This window comes from Streptosporangium sp. NPDC051022 (assembly GCF_040683035.1).
In the GTDB taxonomy this organism is placed as follows: Bacteria; Actinomycetota; Actinomycetes; order Streptosporangiales; family Streptosporangiaceae; genus Streptosporangium.
The window spans coordinates 16,755-33,268 of record NZ_JBFBCF010000030.1; the positions used below are offsets into that span (position 1 = coordinate 16,755).

Annotated in this window: 19 protein-coding genes; 9 read left to right on the top strand and 10 right to left on the bottom strand. The window is 68.7% G+C overall.

The window, feature by feature from the left end:
- Positions 1 to 275 precede the first annotated feature (275 nt).
- Entirely contained in the window at positions 276 to 848 is a 573-nt protein-coding gene (locus AB0N02_RS35855; RefSeq protein WP_363955928.1) for an AAA family ATPase, read from the top strand.
- 159 nt (positions 849 to 1,007) lie between these two features.
- Here the strand turns inward: AB0N02_RS35855 and AB0N02_RS35860 are convergent, their stop codons facing one another.
- The 10 genes from AB0N02_RS35860 to AB0N02_RS35905 all read right to left on the bottom strand — a co-directional run bounded on the left by AB0N02_RS35860 (position 1,008) and on the right by AB0N02_RS35905 (position 10,188).
- On the bottom strand, positions 1,008 to 2,489 hold the full coding sequence (locus AB0N02_RS35860; RefSeq protein ID WP_363955931.1) for a hypothetical protein: 1,482 nt from the start codon (positions 2,487 to 2,489) through the stop codon (positions 1,008 to 1,010).
- Between the two features lie 201 nt (positions 2,490 to 2,690).
- A complete protein-coding gene (locus AB0N02_RS35865; protein ID WP_363955934.1) occupies positions 2,691 to 2,942 on the bottom strand; it encodes a hypothetical protein in 252 nt (83 codons plus the stop codon).
- 9 nt (positions 2,943 to 2,951) lie between these two features.
- The gene (locus tag AB0N02_RS35870) at positions 2,952 to 3,212 is read right to left on the bottom strand and encodes a hypothetical protein (protein WP_363955937.1); all 261 of its coding nucleotides are present in this window, start codon (positions 3,210 to 3,212) and stop codon (positions 2,952 to 2,954) included.
- 181 nt (positions 3,213 to 3,393) lie between these two features.
- Complete coding sequence (locus AB0N02_RS35875; RefSeq protein ID WP_363955940.1) at positions 3,394 to 3,762, bottom strand: hypothetical protein; 369 nt, start codon at positions 3,760 to 3,762, stop codon at positions 3,394 to 3,396.
- 302 nt (positions 3,763 to 4,064) lie between these two features.
- The gene (locus AB0N02_RS35880) at positions 4,065 to 4,790 is read right to left on the bottom strand and encodes a hypothetical protein (protein ID WP_363955943.1); all 726 of its coding nucleotides are present in this window, start codon (positions 4,788 to 4,790) and stop codon (positions 4,065 to 4,067) included.
- A 120-nt stretch (positions 4,791 to 4,910) separates the two neighbouring features.
- Positions 4,911 to 5,654 carry a DnaB-like helicase C-terminal domain-containing protein gene (locus AB0N02_RS35885; RefSeq protein ID WP_363955946.1) on the bottom strand — a complete coding sequence of 248 codons (744 nt, stop codon included), beginning with the start codon at positions 5,652 to 5,654 and terminating at the stop codon, positions 4,911 to 4,913.
- A gap of 12 nt (positions 5,655 to 5,666) precedes the next feature.
- Positions 5,667 to 7,022 carry a replicative DNA helicase gene (gene dnaB / locus AB0N02_RS35890; RefSeq protein ID WP_363955948.1) on the bottom strand — a complete coding sequence of 452 codons (1,356 nt, stop codon included), beginning with the start codon at positions 7,020 to 7,022 and terminating at the stop codon, positions 5,667 to 5,669.
- The gene (locus AB0N02_RS35895) at positions 7,019 to 8,176 is read right to left on the bottom strand and encodes a hypothetical protein (RefSeq protein ID WP_363955950.1); all 1,158 of its coding nucleotides are present in this window, start codon (positions 8,174 to 8,176) and stop codon (positions 7,019 to 7,021) included. The genes dnaB and AB0N02_RS35895 overlap by 4 nt, the downstream gene beginning before the upstream one ends.
- 348 nt (positions 8,177 to 8,524) lie before the next feature.
- Complete coding sequence (locus AB0N02_RS35900) at positions 8,525 to 9,337, bottom strand: protein phosphatase 2C domain-containing protein (protein WP_363955953.1); 813 nt, start codon at positions 9,335 to 9,337, stop codon at positions 8,525 to 8,527.
- Positions 9,337 to 10,188 carry a sigma-70 family RNA polymerase sigma factor gene (locus AB0N02_RS35905; RefSeq protein WP_363955955.1) on the bottom strand — a complete coding sequence of 284 codons (852 nt, stop codon included), beginning with the start codon at positions 10,186 to 10,188 and terminating at the stop codon, positions 9,337 to 9,339. The genes AB0N02_RS35900 and AB0N02_RS35905 overlap by 1 nt, the downstream gene beginning before the upstream one ends.
- A 472-nt stretch (positions 10,189 to 10,660) precedes the next feature.
- Here AB0N02_RS35905 and AB0N02_RS35910 point away from each other — a divergent pair, with 472 nt between their 5' ends.
- The 8 genes from AB0N02_RS35910 to AB0N02_RS35945 all read left to right on the top strand — a co-directional run bounded on the left by AB0N02_RS35910 (position 10,661) and on the right by AB0N02_RS35945 (position 16,508).
- Positions 10,661 to 10,921 (top strand): hypothetical protein, encoded by a 261-nt coding sequence (locus AB0N02_RS35910; RefSeq protein ID WP_363955957.1) that lies wholly within the window; start codon positions 10,661 to 10,663, stop codon positions 10,919 to 10,921.
- Complete coding sequence (locus tag AB0N02_RS35915) at positions 10,918 to 11,613, top strand: SsgA family sporulation/cell division regulator (protein ID WP_363955959.1); 696 nt, start codon at positions 10,918 to 10,920, stop codon at positions 11,611 to 11,613. The genes AB0N02_RS35910 and AB0N02_RS35915 overlap by 4 nt, the downstream gene beginning before the upstream one ends.
- Positions 11,610 to 12,008 (top strand): ATP-binding protein, encoded by a 399-nt coding sequence (locus AB0N02_RS35920; RefSeq protein WP_363955962.1) that lies wholly within the window; start codon positions 11,610 to 11,612, stop codon positions 12,006 to 12,008. The genes AB0N02_RS35915 and AB0N02_RS35920 overlap by 4 nt, the downstream gene beginning before the upstream one ends.
- On the top strand, positions 12,005 to 13,153 hold the full coding sequence (locus AB0N02_RS35925; protein ID WP_363955964.1) for a hypothetical protein: 1,149 nt from the start codon (positions 12,005 to 12,007) through the stop codon (positions 13,151 to 13,153). The genes AB0N02_RS35920 and AB0N02_RS35925 overlap by 4 nt, the downstream gene beginning before the upstream one ends.
- A gap of 75 nt (positions 13,154 to 13,228) precedes the next feature.
- Positions 13,229 to 13,708 (top strand): hypothetical protein, encoded by a 480-nt coding sequence (locus AB0N02_RS35930; RefSeq protein ID WP_363955967.1) that lies wholly within the window; start codon positions 13,229 to 13,231, stop codon positions 13,706 to 13,708.
- A gap of 13 nt (positions 13,709 to 13,721) precedes the next feature.
- Positions 13,722 to 14,132 carry a hypothetical protein gene (locus AB0N02_RS35935; protein ID WP_363955970.1) on the top strand — a complete coding sequence of 137 codons (411 nt, stop codon included), beginning with the start codon at positions 13,722 to 13,724 and terminating at the stop codon, positions 14,130 to 14,132.
- Between the two features lie 1,537 nt (positions 14,133 to 15,669).
- Positions 15,670 to 16,080 carry a hypothetical protein gene (locus AB0N02_RS35940; protein WP_363955974.1) on the top strand — a complete coding sequence of 137 codons (411 nt, stop codon included), beginning with the start codon at positions 15,670 to 15,672 and terminating at the stop codon, positions 16,078 to 16,080.
- An 11-nt stretch (positions 16,081 to 16,091) separates the two neighbouring features.
- Positions 16,092 to 16,508 carry a hypothetical protein gene (locus AB0N02_RS35945; protein WP_363955977.1) on the top strand — a complete coding sequence of 139 codons (417 nt, stop codon included), beginning with the start codon at positions 16,092 to 16,094 and terminating at the stop codon, positions 16,506 to 16,508.
- Positions 16,509 to 16,514 lie beyond the last annotated feature (6 nt).

The window sequence follows — 16,514 nt, forward strand, 5'->3', positions numbered from 1 at the left end:
CCGAGAGGCGCGAACAGGGCGCCGAGCTTGCTCACCGGCGCAGGGACGATGCGGTTGGGACGAGGTCGAGGCTGCCCACCGGTGGTGGAGCGAGCAGGGACGGCCGGGGCACGAGGGGTTCGGGCTGACCGTCACCGCCGCCGGCCGCCAGCAGGTGTGGCTGGGGGAGCCGTCGGTGCTCGTGCCGCAGACCGTGGTCGTGCGCTGAAGCGCCGCGCTGATCGCCGGGGTTTCTACGCTCGGTGCTCAGCAAGGGCGAGAGTTAGGGTCAGGTCGTGGTCGCCGTACTGGTCAACGGACTGCCCGGCTCAGGCAAGACGACACTCGCCAAGGCCCTGGCCATCGAGCTGGGGCTTCCTCTGTTCAGCAAGGACGCCATCAAGGAGACGCTGGCGGAGAACCTCGGCGCGGCCTGGCCCGGCGACTGTCCTCCTGGGCAGTGGAGCAGCCTTCTCGGCCGGGCCGCCGCAGAGACGCTGTGGACGCTGCTCGCCGACGCCCGCGGCCACGCGGTGCTGGAAAGCCCCTGGCTGGCCCCGCTACGTCCCGTCGTGGCCGCGGGCCTTCACCGCGCGGGGGTGAAGGTGGCCGATGTGCGTGAGGTGTGGTGCGAGGTGCCGGTGCAGGTCGCGCGAGACCGCTTCACCGCCCGCCTGGCCGATCGGCACACCGTCCACGCTGAAAGCAACGGCACCTCCGACGGGGCCTGGCGGCGGTGGGCGCAAGACGCCGAACCGCTCGCCCTGGGGACGGTGCACCGCGTCAACACCACGCGGCCGGTCGACGTGACAGCGCTCGCTCTCCTCATCGGCGCAGAAGGCAGCCGGGACGCAGTCGGTTCGGCATGACCGTTTCTCCCAACGGGCAGCAGGTGTGGCTGCACGAGCCGAGCCGGACCATCGGCTGACCCGCCTGGTGTTCGCGGCCAGCCTTTCCGCAGGCGAAAAAGCTGGCTTTTCCGCCTGCGGAAAGGCTGGCGAGAGGCGCTAACGGACGGACTGCACTGGTCAGCTGGTTTCCGGGAAAGGGCGGCCTTTCCGGGCTGCTCCCAGCTGTGCGCGGGTCAGGACCGTGCCCTTGGGCCATGACTGCTGCGTAAGTTCCGTCAGCCCCTTCGGGGGTTGAGGGGTGTAACCGTCGGGAGCCGGAGCGGTGATGTCATCCAGGAGCCGGTCGGCCAGCATTGCGAGGATCGAGGGGCCTGATCCCCGATACCCCCATGTCGGCCCGTATGGGTGGGCTTGGGGGGCGGGGTAGAGGGTGCCGTCTTCGGTGCGTACCCAGACAGGGCCTTCCAGGATCAGTTCGGCCAACGGTGCGGTCGTGGGCAACCGGTAGGGAACAGCGGTGCGGTACTTGATCTGTCCTCGTTCTTCCTGGCGGAGCACGGGTGCGTCAGTCTGTGGGTCCCGCAGCGGCTCGCCTTCCTGATCCCGCTGATCCAGCAGTTCAAACGCAGCGGTCCGATTGGCCGGCACTAGCCGCCCGGCCCACTCAGCGCCCAGCGGGGTGTCCGGGTCAATGACTTCGATCATGTTCCATGGGAAGTCCTCTCCTCCGTCCCACTGCAACGCTTCGCGGACGCAGGCGACGGCCAGGTCATCGGCGCGAGCCAGGATCTCCAGCCATCCCGCACGCCGGATGTCTGGGGCCAGGTCGTCCTTCTTGGCGGCCGGTACGGCAAGCGGTGTGGCGGCGACTGTCACCGTCGCCGCGGTGGTGTGTTCCTCCAGGATTTTCAAGTCGTCTGTGGCCGTCTCGGTGGCGCGGTGTTGCCAGGTCTGGACCAGGTTCACCAGTGTCTGCCGGGCGGGGCTGCCTTCATCGACGATCACGGCCAGGCGCAGTATCGGTGTGGGGTCCGAGTCGGGAATGGCTGCGGCCACCACTGGTGCGTCGCCAGGGCGCCAGGTGTTCATCAGGTCGGGGATGCGCAGGCGCGACGGCCAGAACGGCGCCGGTATGCCGATCACGTTCGACAGGGCCGGCCAGGGCATCTCGTAGACGGGCTGGGCCGGGGCGGCGGGCAGTACACCGAACAGCGCTGGGCCGTCGATGCCGTAGTCGCCGCCGACCATGGTGATCGCGGCGGCGTCGGGCAGGTGCTTGGCCAGTTCGGTCAGGTCGCGCTCGTAGGTGGAGGCGTCGAAGTCCCAGTGCCACAGCATCCAGACCGGTCCGGCGCTGGTGTGCCAGCCCAAGGCCGTGGCCCTGTTATCGATCGTCTCGGCGCCCAGGTAGCGGGATTGGACCGTGGGGGGCCGCCAGTGGTGGAGGGGGACACGGCCGAGCAGGTCACGGTCGGCCGCCGCCCAGGCGTAGAGACTACGGCGGTGCCAGTACGGCTGGCCGGTGGAGTCGTGTCCGGCCGGTTGCGCGAAGACTCCTTGTTTGATCATGCGCCGTACGTGCCGCCACGGCACGTTCAGCAATCTGGCGCACTTGGCCATGCTCAGCTGCTCGGGTTCAGGTCCGTTCCCCTGGCTCATGGCGTCACGGTAAACGGGATCACCGAGGTCTCCGCGGCCGTGGCCGATTCCGGCCACCCGGGCTACGATCCGGTAGAGACATAAGGGATCTACTAGGTAAAGCAAACAGCTCTGCACACCGCGACAGCTACAGCGCTGTCGAAAAGGCCAGCGTTTCCGCCAGCGGAAAGGCTGGCTGAAGGATGGGGACGAAGGTGCTGGTCAGGCGCGGGCTTTGAAGACCATGGAGCGGATCGCGATGGCCAGCTCGCCGGGGTCGGCGATGGGCCGTACCTCCTCGACGGTGGAGCCGTCGCGCCGCACGATGCGGACGGTGAACTCCCGGTCGGTCTCGTCGAGGTAGATCGTGCCGCCCCGCTTGGTGGTGATGGCCTGTCCCGGGGCCTGCGGGAGCTGGAACATGCCGAACGGCCGGAGATACTCCTGGACCTGCGATGTCAGCGTGCCGTGCATCCCGACCTCCTACATCCGGTCTTCAAGGGTAAGCCAGCGGATCGCCTCGGCCACGTCGTTGCCGGTGTAGACGACCCGCTCGTCCAGCGGGAGCGTGACCCAGTAGACGTCCGGTTGGGCCATGAAGGCCACCCCGGCGACCTGGCCGTCGTCGACGCTGTAGACGATCAGGTCTCGGCGGCCGGGCTCGGAGACCGCGGTGAGCACCACGTAGTCGACGCCGTCGACGGTGATCGAGCGGCGGTCTTGTACCTCGTCGAACGTCAGCATGACGACGTGCGGTCCTTCCGGGCCTGCGGGGCGGGTTCTCACGGCTGTCGCGGCTTTGTGCGTCTTCTGCCAGCGAGGTTGCCTGCGAAACAGCCATCGTTTCCGCTGGCGAAAACGATGGCTGAAAGGCTGGCGAGCGGGCCGTGTTGGCCGCTCTGCCGAGGCCGGTGGCCGACCGCCTTCAGGCACGGCGGATGGGGAAGTCGCTGCTGTTGGCCGGGCGGATGTAGCCGGGCGGGCCGTAGGAAGGCCACAGCCGGTAGGCGCAGTTGTAGCAGTTGGTGTGCAGGTGCCACTCGGCGGTCTTGGTCTTCACCGTGGCGTGCTCGGGGATGTCGGACCCGCACGCGGTGCGGACGCCGTCCACGCTCACGTGCACTTTCACTTGAGCGCGCTGTTCGGTCTCGGTGAAGCGGCCTTCGACGCGGCGCCACACGGGCCTGGTCCAGGTGACGATCGTCATCACCACCGGCTCGCGCTCAGCGGAATCGGCGAGACCGGGCCCGGCCGCGGAGGCGGGGTGAGGGACCAGCGGGAAGGCCAGGCGCACGTCGTGCAGCTCGGTTCGCCAGCGATCGCCTGCGAACGTCTGGACCCACCATCCGGCCGGGGCCGTGACGTTCCCGGGGCGCAGGCCTGCGGCGAGGAGCTGCCCGGTGGACTTGAGGTGCTCGGGGACGATGTCTTGGTAGGTGGGTAGGTCGCGGGTCAGCGTGTGCTCCTCAGTGGGCGGCGACTCCGCCCTTACATCGTAGATTCACCTGTACGGCGCCCTGAGAGCCCCGTACAGACCCGAACAGACGTTCCCTAGAGAGGAGGGCCCGGAAGGGGGCTCGTCGTTTCTGAAGCGATCTAGGAACGTTCCGAGCCTGAGCGGCGGGCGGCCAGCTCATCGCCGTCCGCCTCTATGCGCTCCAGCCGGGTACGGATCTCGCCCAGGCGCTCGTCGACCTGCTGGCGCAGCTGCTCCAGCGTGGTGGTCGTTTCAGGGGCGGTGGGCTGGTGGACGTGCACCGTGGGGCGGCGGCCGACGCCGCGGAAGGCGAGAATCGACAGCACCGCCCAGTACAGGACAGCGACGCCCGCGGCGAGCAGCTGCCCGGTGGCCGGGCTGGCGCTGTAGACCATCGCGACCGTCCCGACGCCGTACAGCACCCAGGCCAGGCGGGCGCCCCAGGAACGTGCCAGCCAGCAAAGCAGCCACAGCACCGGCCCGGTCAGTGCCCAGGCCGACCAGATGCCCTCGGCGGCGGCGGGCAGGCCGGCGGCGTGGGCGGTGATGTAGTCGTGGACGGGTTTGGTGACGATCTCGGTGAGCTGCCAGTCGGCCACCCGCTCCAGCGCCCACCCCAGGCCGGTGGCCGCGAGTTGGGCCGTTCCCACGGTCAGGGCGCCCAGCACCGAGATGACCATCCAGGCCGTCACGATCACGGCGGCGGCCACCACCACGGCGCAGGCCACGTTGATCGCGTTCTTCGCGATCTCGGCGTGGCGGGGGTCGTCGTCGAACCTGTCGCGGGCCCAGGCCTGGAGTTGCTGGTATTGGTCAGCGATCCAGTCGGCTGCGTCCACAAGCATGCGGGTCTCCTTCGAGGGGGCAGAGCAGCACAGCCCTCGATCGTCTCCCGCTTTCGGGGACCGTGCCCGGCGTTGGCCGTACCTGGCCCGAGTAGGCCACCGCCTTCCCCTCGTGCGTGCTCACGATTCCGTGACCCGGGCGAAGTGTCCGTTCAACGTCACCGTCCCGTGTTTGTCGAATGTGGCATCAGCCTGGTCGTAGACGACCAGGTCCATCGTGTTGCCATTCGGCCGGGACACGGTGATCACCTTGTCGGCGAACTGCTCGATGGGCTCGCTGACATCCAGCCGAGTCGGCCTTTGGTCCTTACGCCTACGCAGCTCCGCCCAGGATGTCGACAACCACGAGGTCACGATGATCGGCGTCCGGGTCCGCGAGGCGAGGTTCTTCAGCGCATACAGGACGCCGTCCTCGTCGCGCGGGTCCTCCTGGCGGCGCTCGGCGGCGAGGACCGCCTGAAGGTGGTCGACGAACACCACCGGGCGTTGTTCTCGCTCGGTGGTGATCTGCTGCCTCCGCTGGGTCGTGATGAGGCGCTCCAGGCGCGGCAGAGTGATGTTCACCTCGCCGTGAACGTCGAAGTCGGCCGCGTCCAGGCGTGCGGTGGCCTCGTTGAGGCGGTCGCGTTGCCCGTTCGTCAGGTCCAGACGCTCCACTTCGTGGACGGCCAGCTCGGCGACGCCGGCCAGCAACCGGGAGCGCAGGGTCTTGGCCGGGTACTCGGCCGAGATGTAGACCGTCGGCAGGCCCAGGTTCAGCGCCACGTGCCTGGCCATGGTCATCAGCAGTGCGCTCTTAATCGCTCGCAGGGTGCAGGGCCCGGTTGGCGAAGGACCGGGCCCCTCCGGACGCGGCCGTGACACGTAGGCAAGGGGTCAGGACTCGGGGGCCATGTCGACGACGCGGGAGTAGTGCCCCTGAAAGGCCGCGTGGATGGTGGCTGTGGGCCCGTTGCGGTTCTTGCCGACGATGATCTCCATCTCTCCGGCCCGGGGGGTGTCCTTGTCGTAGACGTCCTCGCGGTGCAGCAGGATCACGACGTCCGCGTCCTGCTCCAGGGCGCCGCTCTCGCGAAGGTCGGAGACGGCGGGCTTCTTGTCCTGGCGCTGCTCGGGGTTGCGGTTGAGCTGCGACAGCATGATCACCGGGAGGCCGAACTCCTTGGCGATGAGCTTGAGGCCGCGCGACAGCTCCGACACCTGGACCTGGCGGTTCTCCGCCTTGGAGGTGGAGTTCATGAGCTGGAGGTAGTCGACGACGAGCATCCGCGGGGGCTCCACGTCCGTGCGCCGCTGCATCCTGCGCAGCGAAGCCCGGATGGAAGTCAGCGTGACGTTCGGCGCGGCGTCGATGACCAAGGGCGCGCTCGAGACGCGATCCATGATCTTGGTGACCTTCTCCCAGTTCTCCGGGGTCATCCGGTCCTTGCGCAAGAGGTGCTGCCCCACTTGGGCCTCAGCGGCCACGATGCGCTTGACCAGCTCCATCAGGCTCATCTCCAGCGAGGCGAAGAACACCGGCGCCCGGTGCTTGATCGCCGCCGCACGGGCGATGTCGGCGGCCACCACGGACTTGCCGACCGAAGGCCGGGCACCGACGACGATGAGCTGGCCGGGGCGGAACCCATCGAGCAGGTTGTCGAGGTCTACGTACGGGGCGGGGATCTTCTCTTCTTCGGCCGTGCCGTTCTCCAGCTCGTCGAAGAACTCCAGCAACGCCTCGCCGACCAGCGGGGGGTCGGTGGTGGTCTCCTCGTGGGAGACCAACTGGCGGTGAGCCTCCTCCAGGTAGGCGTCGACATCCTCGGAGTTGCCCTCTACCCCCATCTGGGCCAGGCGCTGACCGACCTCGACGAGGGCTCGCATGCGCGCCTCGCGATGCACGATCTTGGCGTAGTAACCGGCCTGGACCGCCACGGGGACGCCAGACACGAGCGTGTGCAGGTACGGGGCGCCACCGATCCGCGACAGGCCACCGCCGCTCATCAAGGCAGCCCCGACCGCGACCATGTCGTACGGCTCGCCCCGGCGGGACAGTGCCAAGACCGTCTCGTAGATGACCTGGTGCGCGGGCCGGTAGAAGTCTGCCGCGCGCAATAGCCGCGATACATCGTCGAGGGCCCGCGGCCACATCATCACCGCGCCGAGAACGGCCTGTTCGGCCGCGAGGTCGTGGCGCGGCTGGCGCACGGACGTCATTTCGTCCGCGAACGGCGTCTGGTCGATGCTCATCGCTGGTCTCTTCCGGAGGCAGGGGCAAGGTCGGGGTGGCAGGCCGGGCACTTCCGGGCGGTGAGGGTCTCGGGGTTCAGCAGGAGTCGGCTGTTGGGGTCGTCGGGGTCATGCTGCGGGTCATCGCACCGAGGACCGTAGGCCGAGGCGGGGTTTCGCAGCAGCAGTGAGTCGGCGGCCCGGGACCACCAGGGGCCGCTGTGGGAGAGACGACCGGGCGAAGTGCTGGCTGGGTCCTTCGCAACAAGGAGCATGGCCGCCCGGATCAACGCGGGGTTGTCTCGCTCGACGACTTCGGGGTGGGCCAGAGCTCTGCGGATCGCTGAAGGAGCCCATTCAGGCCGCAGCGCACGAACCTCCGCGACGAGGGTGCTTGTCTCCTCTGAAATCTCCTCCCCCTCCCTCGGGAGCGGCACCACATCTCCAGAGGTGTCTCCCGTGTGACGGGAGGGAGGGGAGGGGGGGGTGTTCTTGGAAGTACTTCTTCTTATGACCCCGCTGGAGCGGGGTACCTGACCCCGCTCCAGCGGGGTACGTACCCCGCTGGAGCGGGGTACGGTGCGACCTGCGCGAACAGCTTTTTCGTCAGGATTATCCGAATCCTGCTGAGCGACGTTGCCTGACTTATCCTGGTTGCTCCGTACCCCGCTGGAGCGGGGTACGGGCTGAGCTGCGGAAACGTCCTTCATCTTGCGCATCTGCTCGTACTCGTCGATGGTGCGCGGACCGGTGAAGTCGGCCGGGGGCTCGGTGTGGATGATGTAGACGTTCATCGCGTTCATGCCGTCGGGCGTGCGGTTACGGATGACGTCGATGGCGCCGACCTTCTCCAGCTCGCGGATGTAGGGGTCGACGGAGTCGTCCTTCTTGACACCGATCAACTCGGCCAGGACGCTCCGGGGAACCCGCTCGACTCGGGTGCCGCTGGCCCAGTAGTCCCGGTAGGCGTAGAGCGCTTCGTACACCGCGCGTGCCTTGACGGACGAGGCGAACATGATCCACAGCGGCATCTTGGAGTACGGCGCGGCTACCCGGCCGCTCGTGACCTCGAAGTACGGCTGGTCTTCGTTCCCGGGAGCGGCACCCCCGGGTGTGGAGGTGCTCTCGTCCGGAGGCTGCTGGTGTGTGCCGCGTGTGCGGTTGGGTACCCTCATGCGTGTGCTAGTTCTTTCCGTTTTTGCGGGCGGGAGGACTTCAGGGCCGGGAGCTGCGAACTCCCGGCCTTTTTCTTGCCCTTGTCCAGTTCTGTCAGGAAGCTTGTCAATTTCGGTGTAGCAGACCCATCGGGTTGACGTCTTGCCCTTATATGGGCCTTCGGGCCGATAGGCGGAGCGGGGCGAGCGGTTGGGCTGTGTCACGGTGCGGGTCCTATCACGCCTGGCGGTTTACCTCCTCTTGGCTGGTCACAGGCTTGTTAGGCCGGTGTCGGCTCAAGAAGGAGCGGGCAGGCGGAAGCGAAGCAGACCGGGTGCCATAACGTCTTGCCTCGCCGTGGAAGGCTCCTACATTTGGATCACCGCCACGGTTGCATCATCCGACTTCTTGAACCGGGGCCACTTCTTGCCTTCGGGATCATCTGCCTCGATCTGGCGCACGTGCCGGATCAGGCCTCGAGGACCGTGCTCCTGGAGGTAGTCGAGGCAGGTCTTCCAGTCCATCTCCCCGAACGTGTCGACGGCCCGGCTGGCGCCATCAGTAAAGATCGCAATCCGTTGTACGTCACTGACGGCGATCTTCCCTGTGTAGGCGTTGTCGGCAGCTTTTCGATCGGCTGCGGCTACCCAGTAGCCTCCCGGGACGTTTCGCCATCTCAACTGCTCGACTGACATCTGGGCGACAGCGGCCCTGTGCTCGGGAGTGCCGATCGCTTCCTCGCGAGTTCGGGCTGTCGCCTCCGGAGCGGCTTGTTCTACACGCGTATCGCAGATCACACACAGACCGTTGGCCCCGTCCACGACGATCGCGGTATCCGCCAGGACGAGGTAGTCCAGGACGTCGCCGTTTGTGCGGAGCATGGCCACGGCCGCCGCCGGCACCCCCGGAGTGGCCAGATTGCAGGTGTCCCGATGAAGATCGGCTACCTGATCGATGGCGTCGCCAAGGGCCGTGGCCATGTCCTTGTTCTCGTTCAGCAGCATCAGAAGCCGGCCGCCGAGATTTTGCGTGAACCATGTGACCGTGTGGTGACAGCCGGGCTCGGCTACGAGGGGCGCGGTTACTCCGTCAAGAACGATCACTGCTGTTGGACTGGCAGCGATCCAGTCCTCGTTCGGTCGTTCCGGAGAACCGCCCAGGGTCTCAAAGGCGATGTGCATCAGACCTCGTGCCTATAGATCGGGGTGATCCGCTCGCTGGAAACGATCTCCTGCGTCACCGGGTCGTACCGACACGAGATCAAAGTGGAAAAGCGGCGAGTCCGAACCTCGCGGTACAGCGACGGGAGCTCGTTTACGAGGTAGTGGACGACCCCCGCAGCACCGGCCGCGTGGATCCCGGCGATGTAGAGGAAAGTCCCCTTCCCATCGGGCCGAGGTAGGCGCCCGAAGTAAGCGATATCCCCAGGTTCGTCGGAATCCTCCGGGGACCGGTAGGTCTCTCCGGTTTCTCGGTCTACCAGGTGCCAGGCATCGTCCTTGGCGAATCCCAGACGGTCGTCTGCCTCCAGGACCTGCTGAATCAGGGGAGAGAGACGAGGGCCACAGATGACGACCAAACCTTCACGGTTCAAGTGGACAAGTCCCGGGGGCTTGATGACCTCGTAGGTGGAGCTCAGCCCCAAGTCCTCGACGAGCCGCCGGAGCTTGTCGTACGCCTCCAAATCACTCGTGGAGACCACCGGCCCTGGCTTTTCCTTTTCCGCCTCCAGCTTCCGGCCAACGGCCACGATCACAGGCTTAGCCTTCGCGCCGAAGAAGGCGCGCTCAGGCGCTGGCCCGCTGGTCAAGAGCTGGCTCATCCGGGAGCTGGTCAAGCCGATCAGCCGCCCGATCTCGTTCTGAGACCTACCTTCGCTGATCAACCCCTCAATTTCCTCGCGACGTACGCGCCCCAGTTCCGCGGTCAGGTGTTTTACCTCGTTGAGCGCTTCTCCGACGCGCTTGATCCGTTCGATCGGCTCTGCGGCATCGGTAACGCTGGCCACCACCTCGTCAATGTCGATGAACACCGAGGCCCTCCTCTCAGCTCAGCATGGTCAACACCGGAACACTAACACCCCTGAGCGAAACTGCGTAGAGCACTTGACGTGATCGCTCATAGGTCTTAGCGTCAGGTCCAGAACGCTAACACCCCTGAGTGATGGCGGACAGGGCGACATGCCCGCGTGCTTGAGAACTCAACAGTGGAAAGCCGACACAAGATCGGGACGGCGGCCGCGAACACGGTCGGCCGAATCGTCCCCAGCTCCCGCTACGGCAGGGAGTAACCCGACGGCGCCCAATTTCGGCAGCGAATCCGCCGGGAATTTCGCCAGCGGAAACGCTGGCCATCGAAACACCTGGTCAACGGCGCTTCCAGCGTCGAGCACAACCCCAGAAACGTTCAAGGCGCGCCCCTGGCAGGGGGCGCGCCTCTCGAACCTCTGGGCCGCCCTGGCAGGGGCGAACCCATCTCCCTTCGGTGTCACGAAAGGACTTCCCATGGTGTCATGCGTCACCATGCCGTCCGGTGCGCCCCCCGCGCCGGACGGTGAACAGGCTGCGTCCGCCGAGGCCTCCGCCCAGCTGGACCGGCTCTCCCGCCCGATGAACATCGCGGCCTCGGTATGCCCGCGCTGCCGTGCCGAGCTCGACGGAGGCCCGGTCCTCTTCCACTGCTCGACCTGCGGCCGCGCGGTATATGCCGCCGACCTCGACCTCGAGACCAGCGCCCGCCCGCTCGTTCCGGTGGTGACGGCGTGAGCGAGATCGTGAACGGCCTGCTCCTGCTGGCCAAGAACAACCCCGACCTCCCCTTGGCCGCCGTGCTCACCTACGCCCCGGCGATCAACCCCTACGCCGTCGAGCTGGCCGTAGAAGACGCGGATGGTGCCGAGGCGATGACCTATACCTTCTCCCGGGACCTGCTGGCCGCCGGTCTGCGTACGCCGGTCGGCGACGGAGATGTGCGGATCGGCCCGGTCGCGAACGACGACTGGCTGATCTTCAAGCTGACCCCGGAAGGCGGCGGCGAAGGCGACTCCTTCGAGGTATTCGCCCCGCGCGAGCAGGTAGTCACCTTCACCGCCCGCTCCTTCCGCAAGGTGCCCCCCGGCCGCGAAGACGAGTGGGTCGACTGGGACCGCGAGGTCGCCGGCCTGCTGGCCAGTACGGCGGCCCACCGGCGCGAGGTGCGGCTGTGGGAGGTCCACGGCTGGCGCATCCGCACCGGGAGCCTGGCCGACGCGCTCGACGACCCCGCCGCGGTGATTGTCGAGGCCCTCACCTCTTACGGCCCCACGATCACCTGGCGCACCTCCCGCACGACGCTGGCAGACCAGGCCGCCCGCGCCCGCGACGGGTGGGTCCGGCTGGAGGTACCCGGCGACGAGACGCTGCTGCTTCAGGCCGACGACGTGACCGCCTTCCTCGCCGCGAGGGGCGGTGTGGCATGAGCGCCGTCTCGCAGATCAGGACGCGGCACTTCCCGGGCCGCCTGGAGGCGGTCGGCCAGATTCGCTGGTTCGTTGCGGGCCTGGTCGACGGCCTGCCCCGCGCCTACGACATCACCTTGTGCGCCTCGGAGCTGGCGGCCAACGCCATCGAGCACACCGCTTCCGGCGAGGCCGGCGGCACCGTCGAGGTCCGCGTCGACCTGGCCCCGGCCGGACGACCCGGCGCCCTCACCCTCGCCGTCGTCGACCAGGGCCCGCCGCGCGTTCCCCATCCCCGCCGTCCGGCTGAGGAGTCCGGGCGGGGCCTGCTGCTCGTCGGCGAGCTCGTCGACGACATCTGCCGCACCGCCACGACGACCACCATCACCTTCGACCGCAAAAGGGAGGGGGCTTGAAGATCGCGCCCCTGTCGCCGAAACAGATCTCAGCGGCCGAGAGGACGCTGAACGCCGGAACATGGGCCATCACTGCTGGCGCCGTCCTGTTCAGCGTCCTGACCGTGACGCCGCTCGTGCAGCGGGTCACCCCGGACAGCTGGGACTGGACGGCGCCGATCCTGCCGCTCGTCGTGGACGCGGCCGTGGTCATCGTGATCCGGCTGGACTCGGCCGTGTCGCGGCTCGGGGGAAAAGGCGGGCCCTGGCCGGTCATCCTGCGCTGGCTCACCGGCCTGTTCACGGTCGGGCTGAACATCGGCGACAGCGTGTGGAAGAAGGACTTCGCCGGGGTCGCTGTTCACGCGGTCGCCCCGCTCCTGCTGATCGTGACCGCCGAAGCGGGTCTGGCCTACCGCCGGGCCATTGCCAAAGCACTCGACAGGATCGCGCGTGAACAGGAAGCAGAAGCAGAGAAGACGCGTGTTCACGCACGCCGTGAACGCGAGGCCCATGAACAGGCCGAGCGCGAGCGTGAACAGCGCGAGCGCGCCGAGCGTGAACGCGAGCAGGCACGGACCGAGCGCCTGGAGCGCGAGGCTCGAGAGCACGCCGCGAAGCTGGAGCGCGAGCAGCGGGACTACGAGGCCCGGATGGCTCGTGAGCAGCGCGAGTTCGAGGCGGAGCAGCGCCGCGAAGAGGCTGAGCGCATCGAGCGCGAGCAGGAGCGCGAACGCCAGGAACGCGAAGCCCGTGAACAGCGTGAGCGGGCTGAACGCGAGCGCCGTGAACGCGAAGAGCAGGAGCGCGCCGAGCGCGAACGCCAAGCGCGTGAACAGCAGGCGCGGGCGGCCCGTGAACGGGCCGAGGCAGCAGCCCGTGAACGCCGCGAACGTCAGACGGCGAACACCAACGGCGACACCGTGAACACCCGCAAGGTGGCTGCGGTGAACACCCCCGTGAAGGCGGTCGCGAACACCGACCGGCTCTCCGAGGAGGACGCCCGAGCGCTGATCGTGAACACCCCCGGTGCGAGCGTGCGCGACCTCGCGGACAAGACCGGCTGGTCGATCGGCTGGGTCTCCAAGGTCCGCAACGAGCAGCCCGAGAGCCAGAACCAGCCCGAGGACCAGGACCAGGAAGCCGACAAGGTCACCGCCGCGTAACGCAGTCCGGCACCACCAGCAACCAGGACGAGAAAACTGCCTGGTCGCGGGATCAACCTTAAGGAGAAGCAGCCTATGAGCACACCTTCATCCGGGCCGCAGTGGTCCGGGGACATGTTGGACCGCCCGGAGATGGTGAAGGCGTTCGCCGACCAGCTGCGGCGCTCCCTGTCGGAGCAGGCCGCATGGCTGGACCGCATCCGGCGCGACGCCGAGGCCATGTGGGAGGCCAACCCCCCGCAGGGCTACGGCAGCTTCGAGGCGTGGTGGCGGCACCGCTGGGTGACCGGGCCGTTCGGCGAGATCCAGGCCCACCTGGAGAAGGCCGCGGCGTTGACGTTCGCGCTGGAAGCCCGGTACCGGCGCGGCCGCCACGAGATCCCCGCCACCCGCCAGGCCACCGCGCAGGCCCGCCAGCAGCAGGCGCTCACGCGCGGCACGACGAACACCGCCAGCCGCCCGGCCCCGCCGAGGGCTGCGGAGCCTCGCGCCCCCGCAGCCCCGCAGAGCGGCGGGGACTTCATGGACCTGATCCGCCGAGACCGGTCAGCGTGAAAGGAGAGATGCCGTGACCCGTCGAGCGCAGGCGAAGGCCAGCCTGGACGCCAGGAACCGGCACTGGGCAGCGCGGCGGGAGCAGAACATTGCGCTCGGCCCGAAGGGCATCGCTCTGGCTTGGTCCGACCAGGTGCGTGCCATCGCCGCTGACCGGGCTCGCCGCGGCGACCACACCGGGTGGATCAGCCTCGCTGCGACGTTGGAGGTGTTCTGCTCCCGGTTCGCGCCGGCCGATACCCGGCGCGCGGCCAGCCAGCTCCATCACTGGCAGTTACGGCTGGCCGCGCTGGACGGTGCGAGCCCGAAGACCATCGCGCTGGCCTGGTGGGACCGGGCCCGCGCGGTGGCCGGCGACCAGGACGGCGACGTCGGCTGGTCCGACTTGGCGCGGACGCTGCAGAACTTGCACGGCGGCGGGTGAGTTCACGTGTTCATGTTCATCGGCTCTGGCGGCCTCGCGCGCGCATTATGCGGACGCGCGGACGCGGACGCGCGCGGACGCACGCGCGTGCGAATCCCAGATCCAGCGTCTGGCGTCAAGAGGAGAACCCATGTCTGACGACAACGAGAACGTGATCAATCTGCGGCCCCGCGGCGGCCCTCAGCCGCCGCCTCTACCGCCGTCGCTGCCTCCCGCTCTCCGCCACCAGCCCCCAGAGCCCCCTGCGGCTCCGCCTACGGTCAGTGACGACCGGGGCGACAGTGAGGTCGACACCGTCCTGCCGAGCCTCCCGGCATTCGCAGGGATGCGGCCCCCGCTGCCCGCGCTGAGCGCGCCGCCCCTCCCCGAGTTCGTCGCCGACGAGGACCAAGGCGAGGACGTGTTCACCCCGCCGGCGCCGGAGGACCCGGACGCCCCGACCGTGGGGGAAACGCTCGCGGTCGCGGTAGCGCTGTTGACGGCTCTGGGTGTGGCTGCGGCTCGGGCCGTGTGGCAGCGCGCTCAGGAGCGTCAGGCGCGTGCCGAGCGGGCCCGCCGCGGTGCGGGCAAGGCCTCCGGGGACGGTGCTGGTTCCGGCGGTGGGCGGACGACGAAGAGCGGCGGGAGGTCGGGTTCCAAGGGCTCGTCAAGCCCGTCTCTTCTGCGCTCCCCGGGTGGCACCTCTCCGAAGAAGCCGGGCGGTATCTCCCCGAAGAAGAAGCCCTCGGGCTCCTCCGGCGGCCCGAAAGGGCGGGGCGGGGGCGGTAGGCCGCCCGGGGGCGGAAAGGGCCCCAGCGGATCGCGGAAGGGGCGCCCCGACGGCAAGGGCGGGCCGGGTTCGAAGGCCCCCAAGGCCGGGCCAGGCGGAAGGCGGAAGGACGGGGACAAGCCGGGACGCAAGGACGGCTCCAGCAAGAGCCGCGGTCTCGGAAAGCGGCTGCGGCGAGGACTCGATGCCGCCGGGCGCGGCGTCAAGAAGCTCAAGCGCACCAAGGACACCGGCAAGGCCGCGCCGGACTCCAAGAGTCCCGGCACCCGGAGCCGCCGCCTGGTCTGGAGGGCACCCAAGCGCCGCCCGGGTCCCGGCGACGATAAGGCCATCACCGGACGGAAGCGCTGGTCAGGCCGTACCGGGACCGGCGGAAAGACCGCGTCCGGCAAGCGCGGCGGCTGGCGAGGTGCGTTCACGTGGGTGAAGCGGTGGCGGGCTGGCCGCAGGGGTGGCGACACGCCCTCGGCGCCGTCCGGCCCCACGGCGGCCACGACCGAGACACCCGAACAGGAGGCCGGCACGCCGACGGATCCGCCTCCCTCACCTCCGCCACCGCCTCCGGGAGGCGACTGGACGCGCTGGATGCGGCCCCCGCCGTGGGCCGACCGCCGGACCTGGACAACCGTTGAGCGGGTCGACCACCCGGCCCAACCACCGCGGCGGGAACCGAAGGCCCCGGCTCTGGCCGGGGCACCCGCCGCAGGACGGCCCGCGCTGCCCTCAGGACCGCCACCGTCACCGACACACCGGCCGGAAGGACCACCCGTGAGCACACCCACGACAACCCAGTACAGCGCTGGCAACGACGTGGACCTGACCGTCTACGACGTCATCGAGGCTGATGAGGATGCCGCCGCGGAGATTACTGACGGCGTCGCCGAGGCACTGGCCGCCGCGGACGGCTGCGAGCGGCTCAGGACCCGCCTGGAAACCCTTCGCGCGAAGGTCATCGACCTGAAGGTGCCCGGCAGCCTGGAGAGCGACGTGCTGGGGCTCATGGAGCTGGTCGACACGATCCGGAGCGCGGCCCAGGCCATCGCGTCCACTCTGCCCGCTGCGGCGGACGCGATCTCCAACGCCGGAGTGAACGCCGCTGCCCGCCACAAGGTCCTGGCGGACGCGGTCCGTGACGCTGGGCACGCCCGCCCGGCCGAGCGCGAATACCACGACGAGTAGGAGCAGGAGACATGGGAGAGCTGGAGCGAAGCGAGACCGCGGCGGCGGTTGGCGTGCTGGACGTGGTGGCCTACGGCATCGTCGTGCTGCAGCTGGCGCTGGCCGGTGCCAAGCTGCGGCGCCTGGGCGAGCAGGTGCGCTCCGCGTATTCGTACGTGGAGGGCTGTTCGGCCTCCGTCGACCGGCTGGCCGACCAGATGGCGGCCCTCGATGTCGACCCCGACACGGTGGCCGAGCACCGGGAGGCCGCAGCCATCATGCGGCGTGCCCTCGCCGACGCGGAGCGGATGGCCGCCACGGCCGAAGACCTCGCGATCGGCTTCACCAACGCCTCCGCCACGCACGAAGCCGAGTACGGGCCTGTCGTTGAGGCGGCCAGGAGCATGCCGGTCCCGATGGCCAACGCCTCGTTCTACGGCAACCGCTGACGAAGG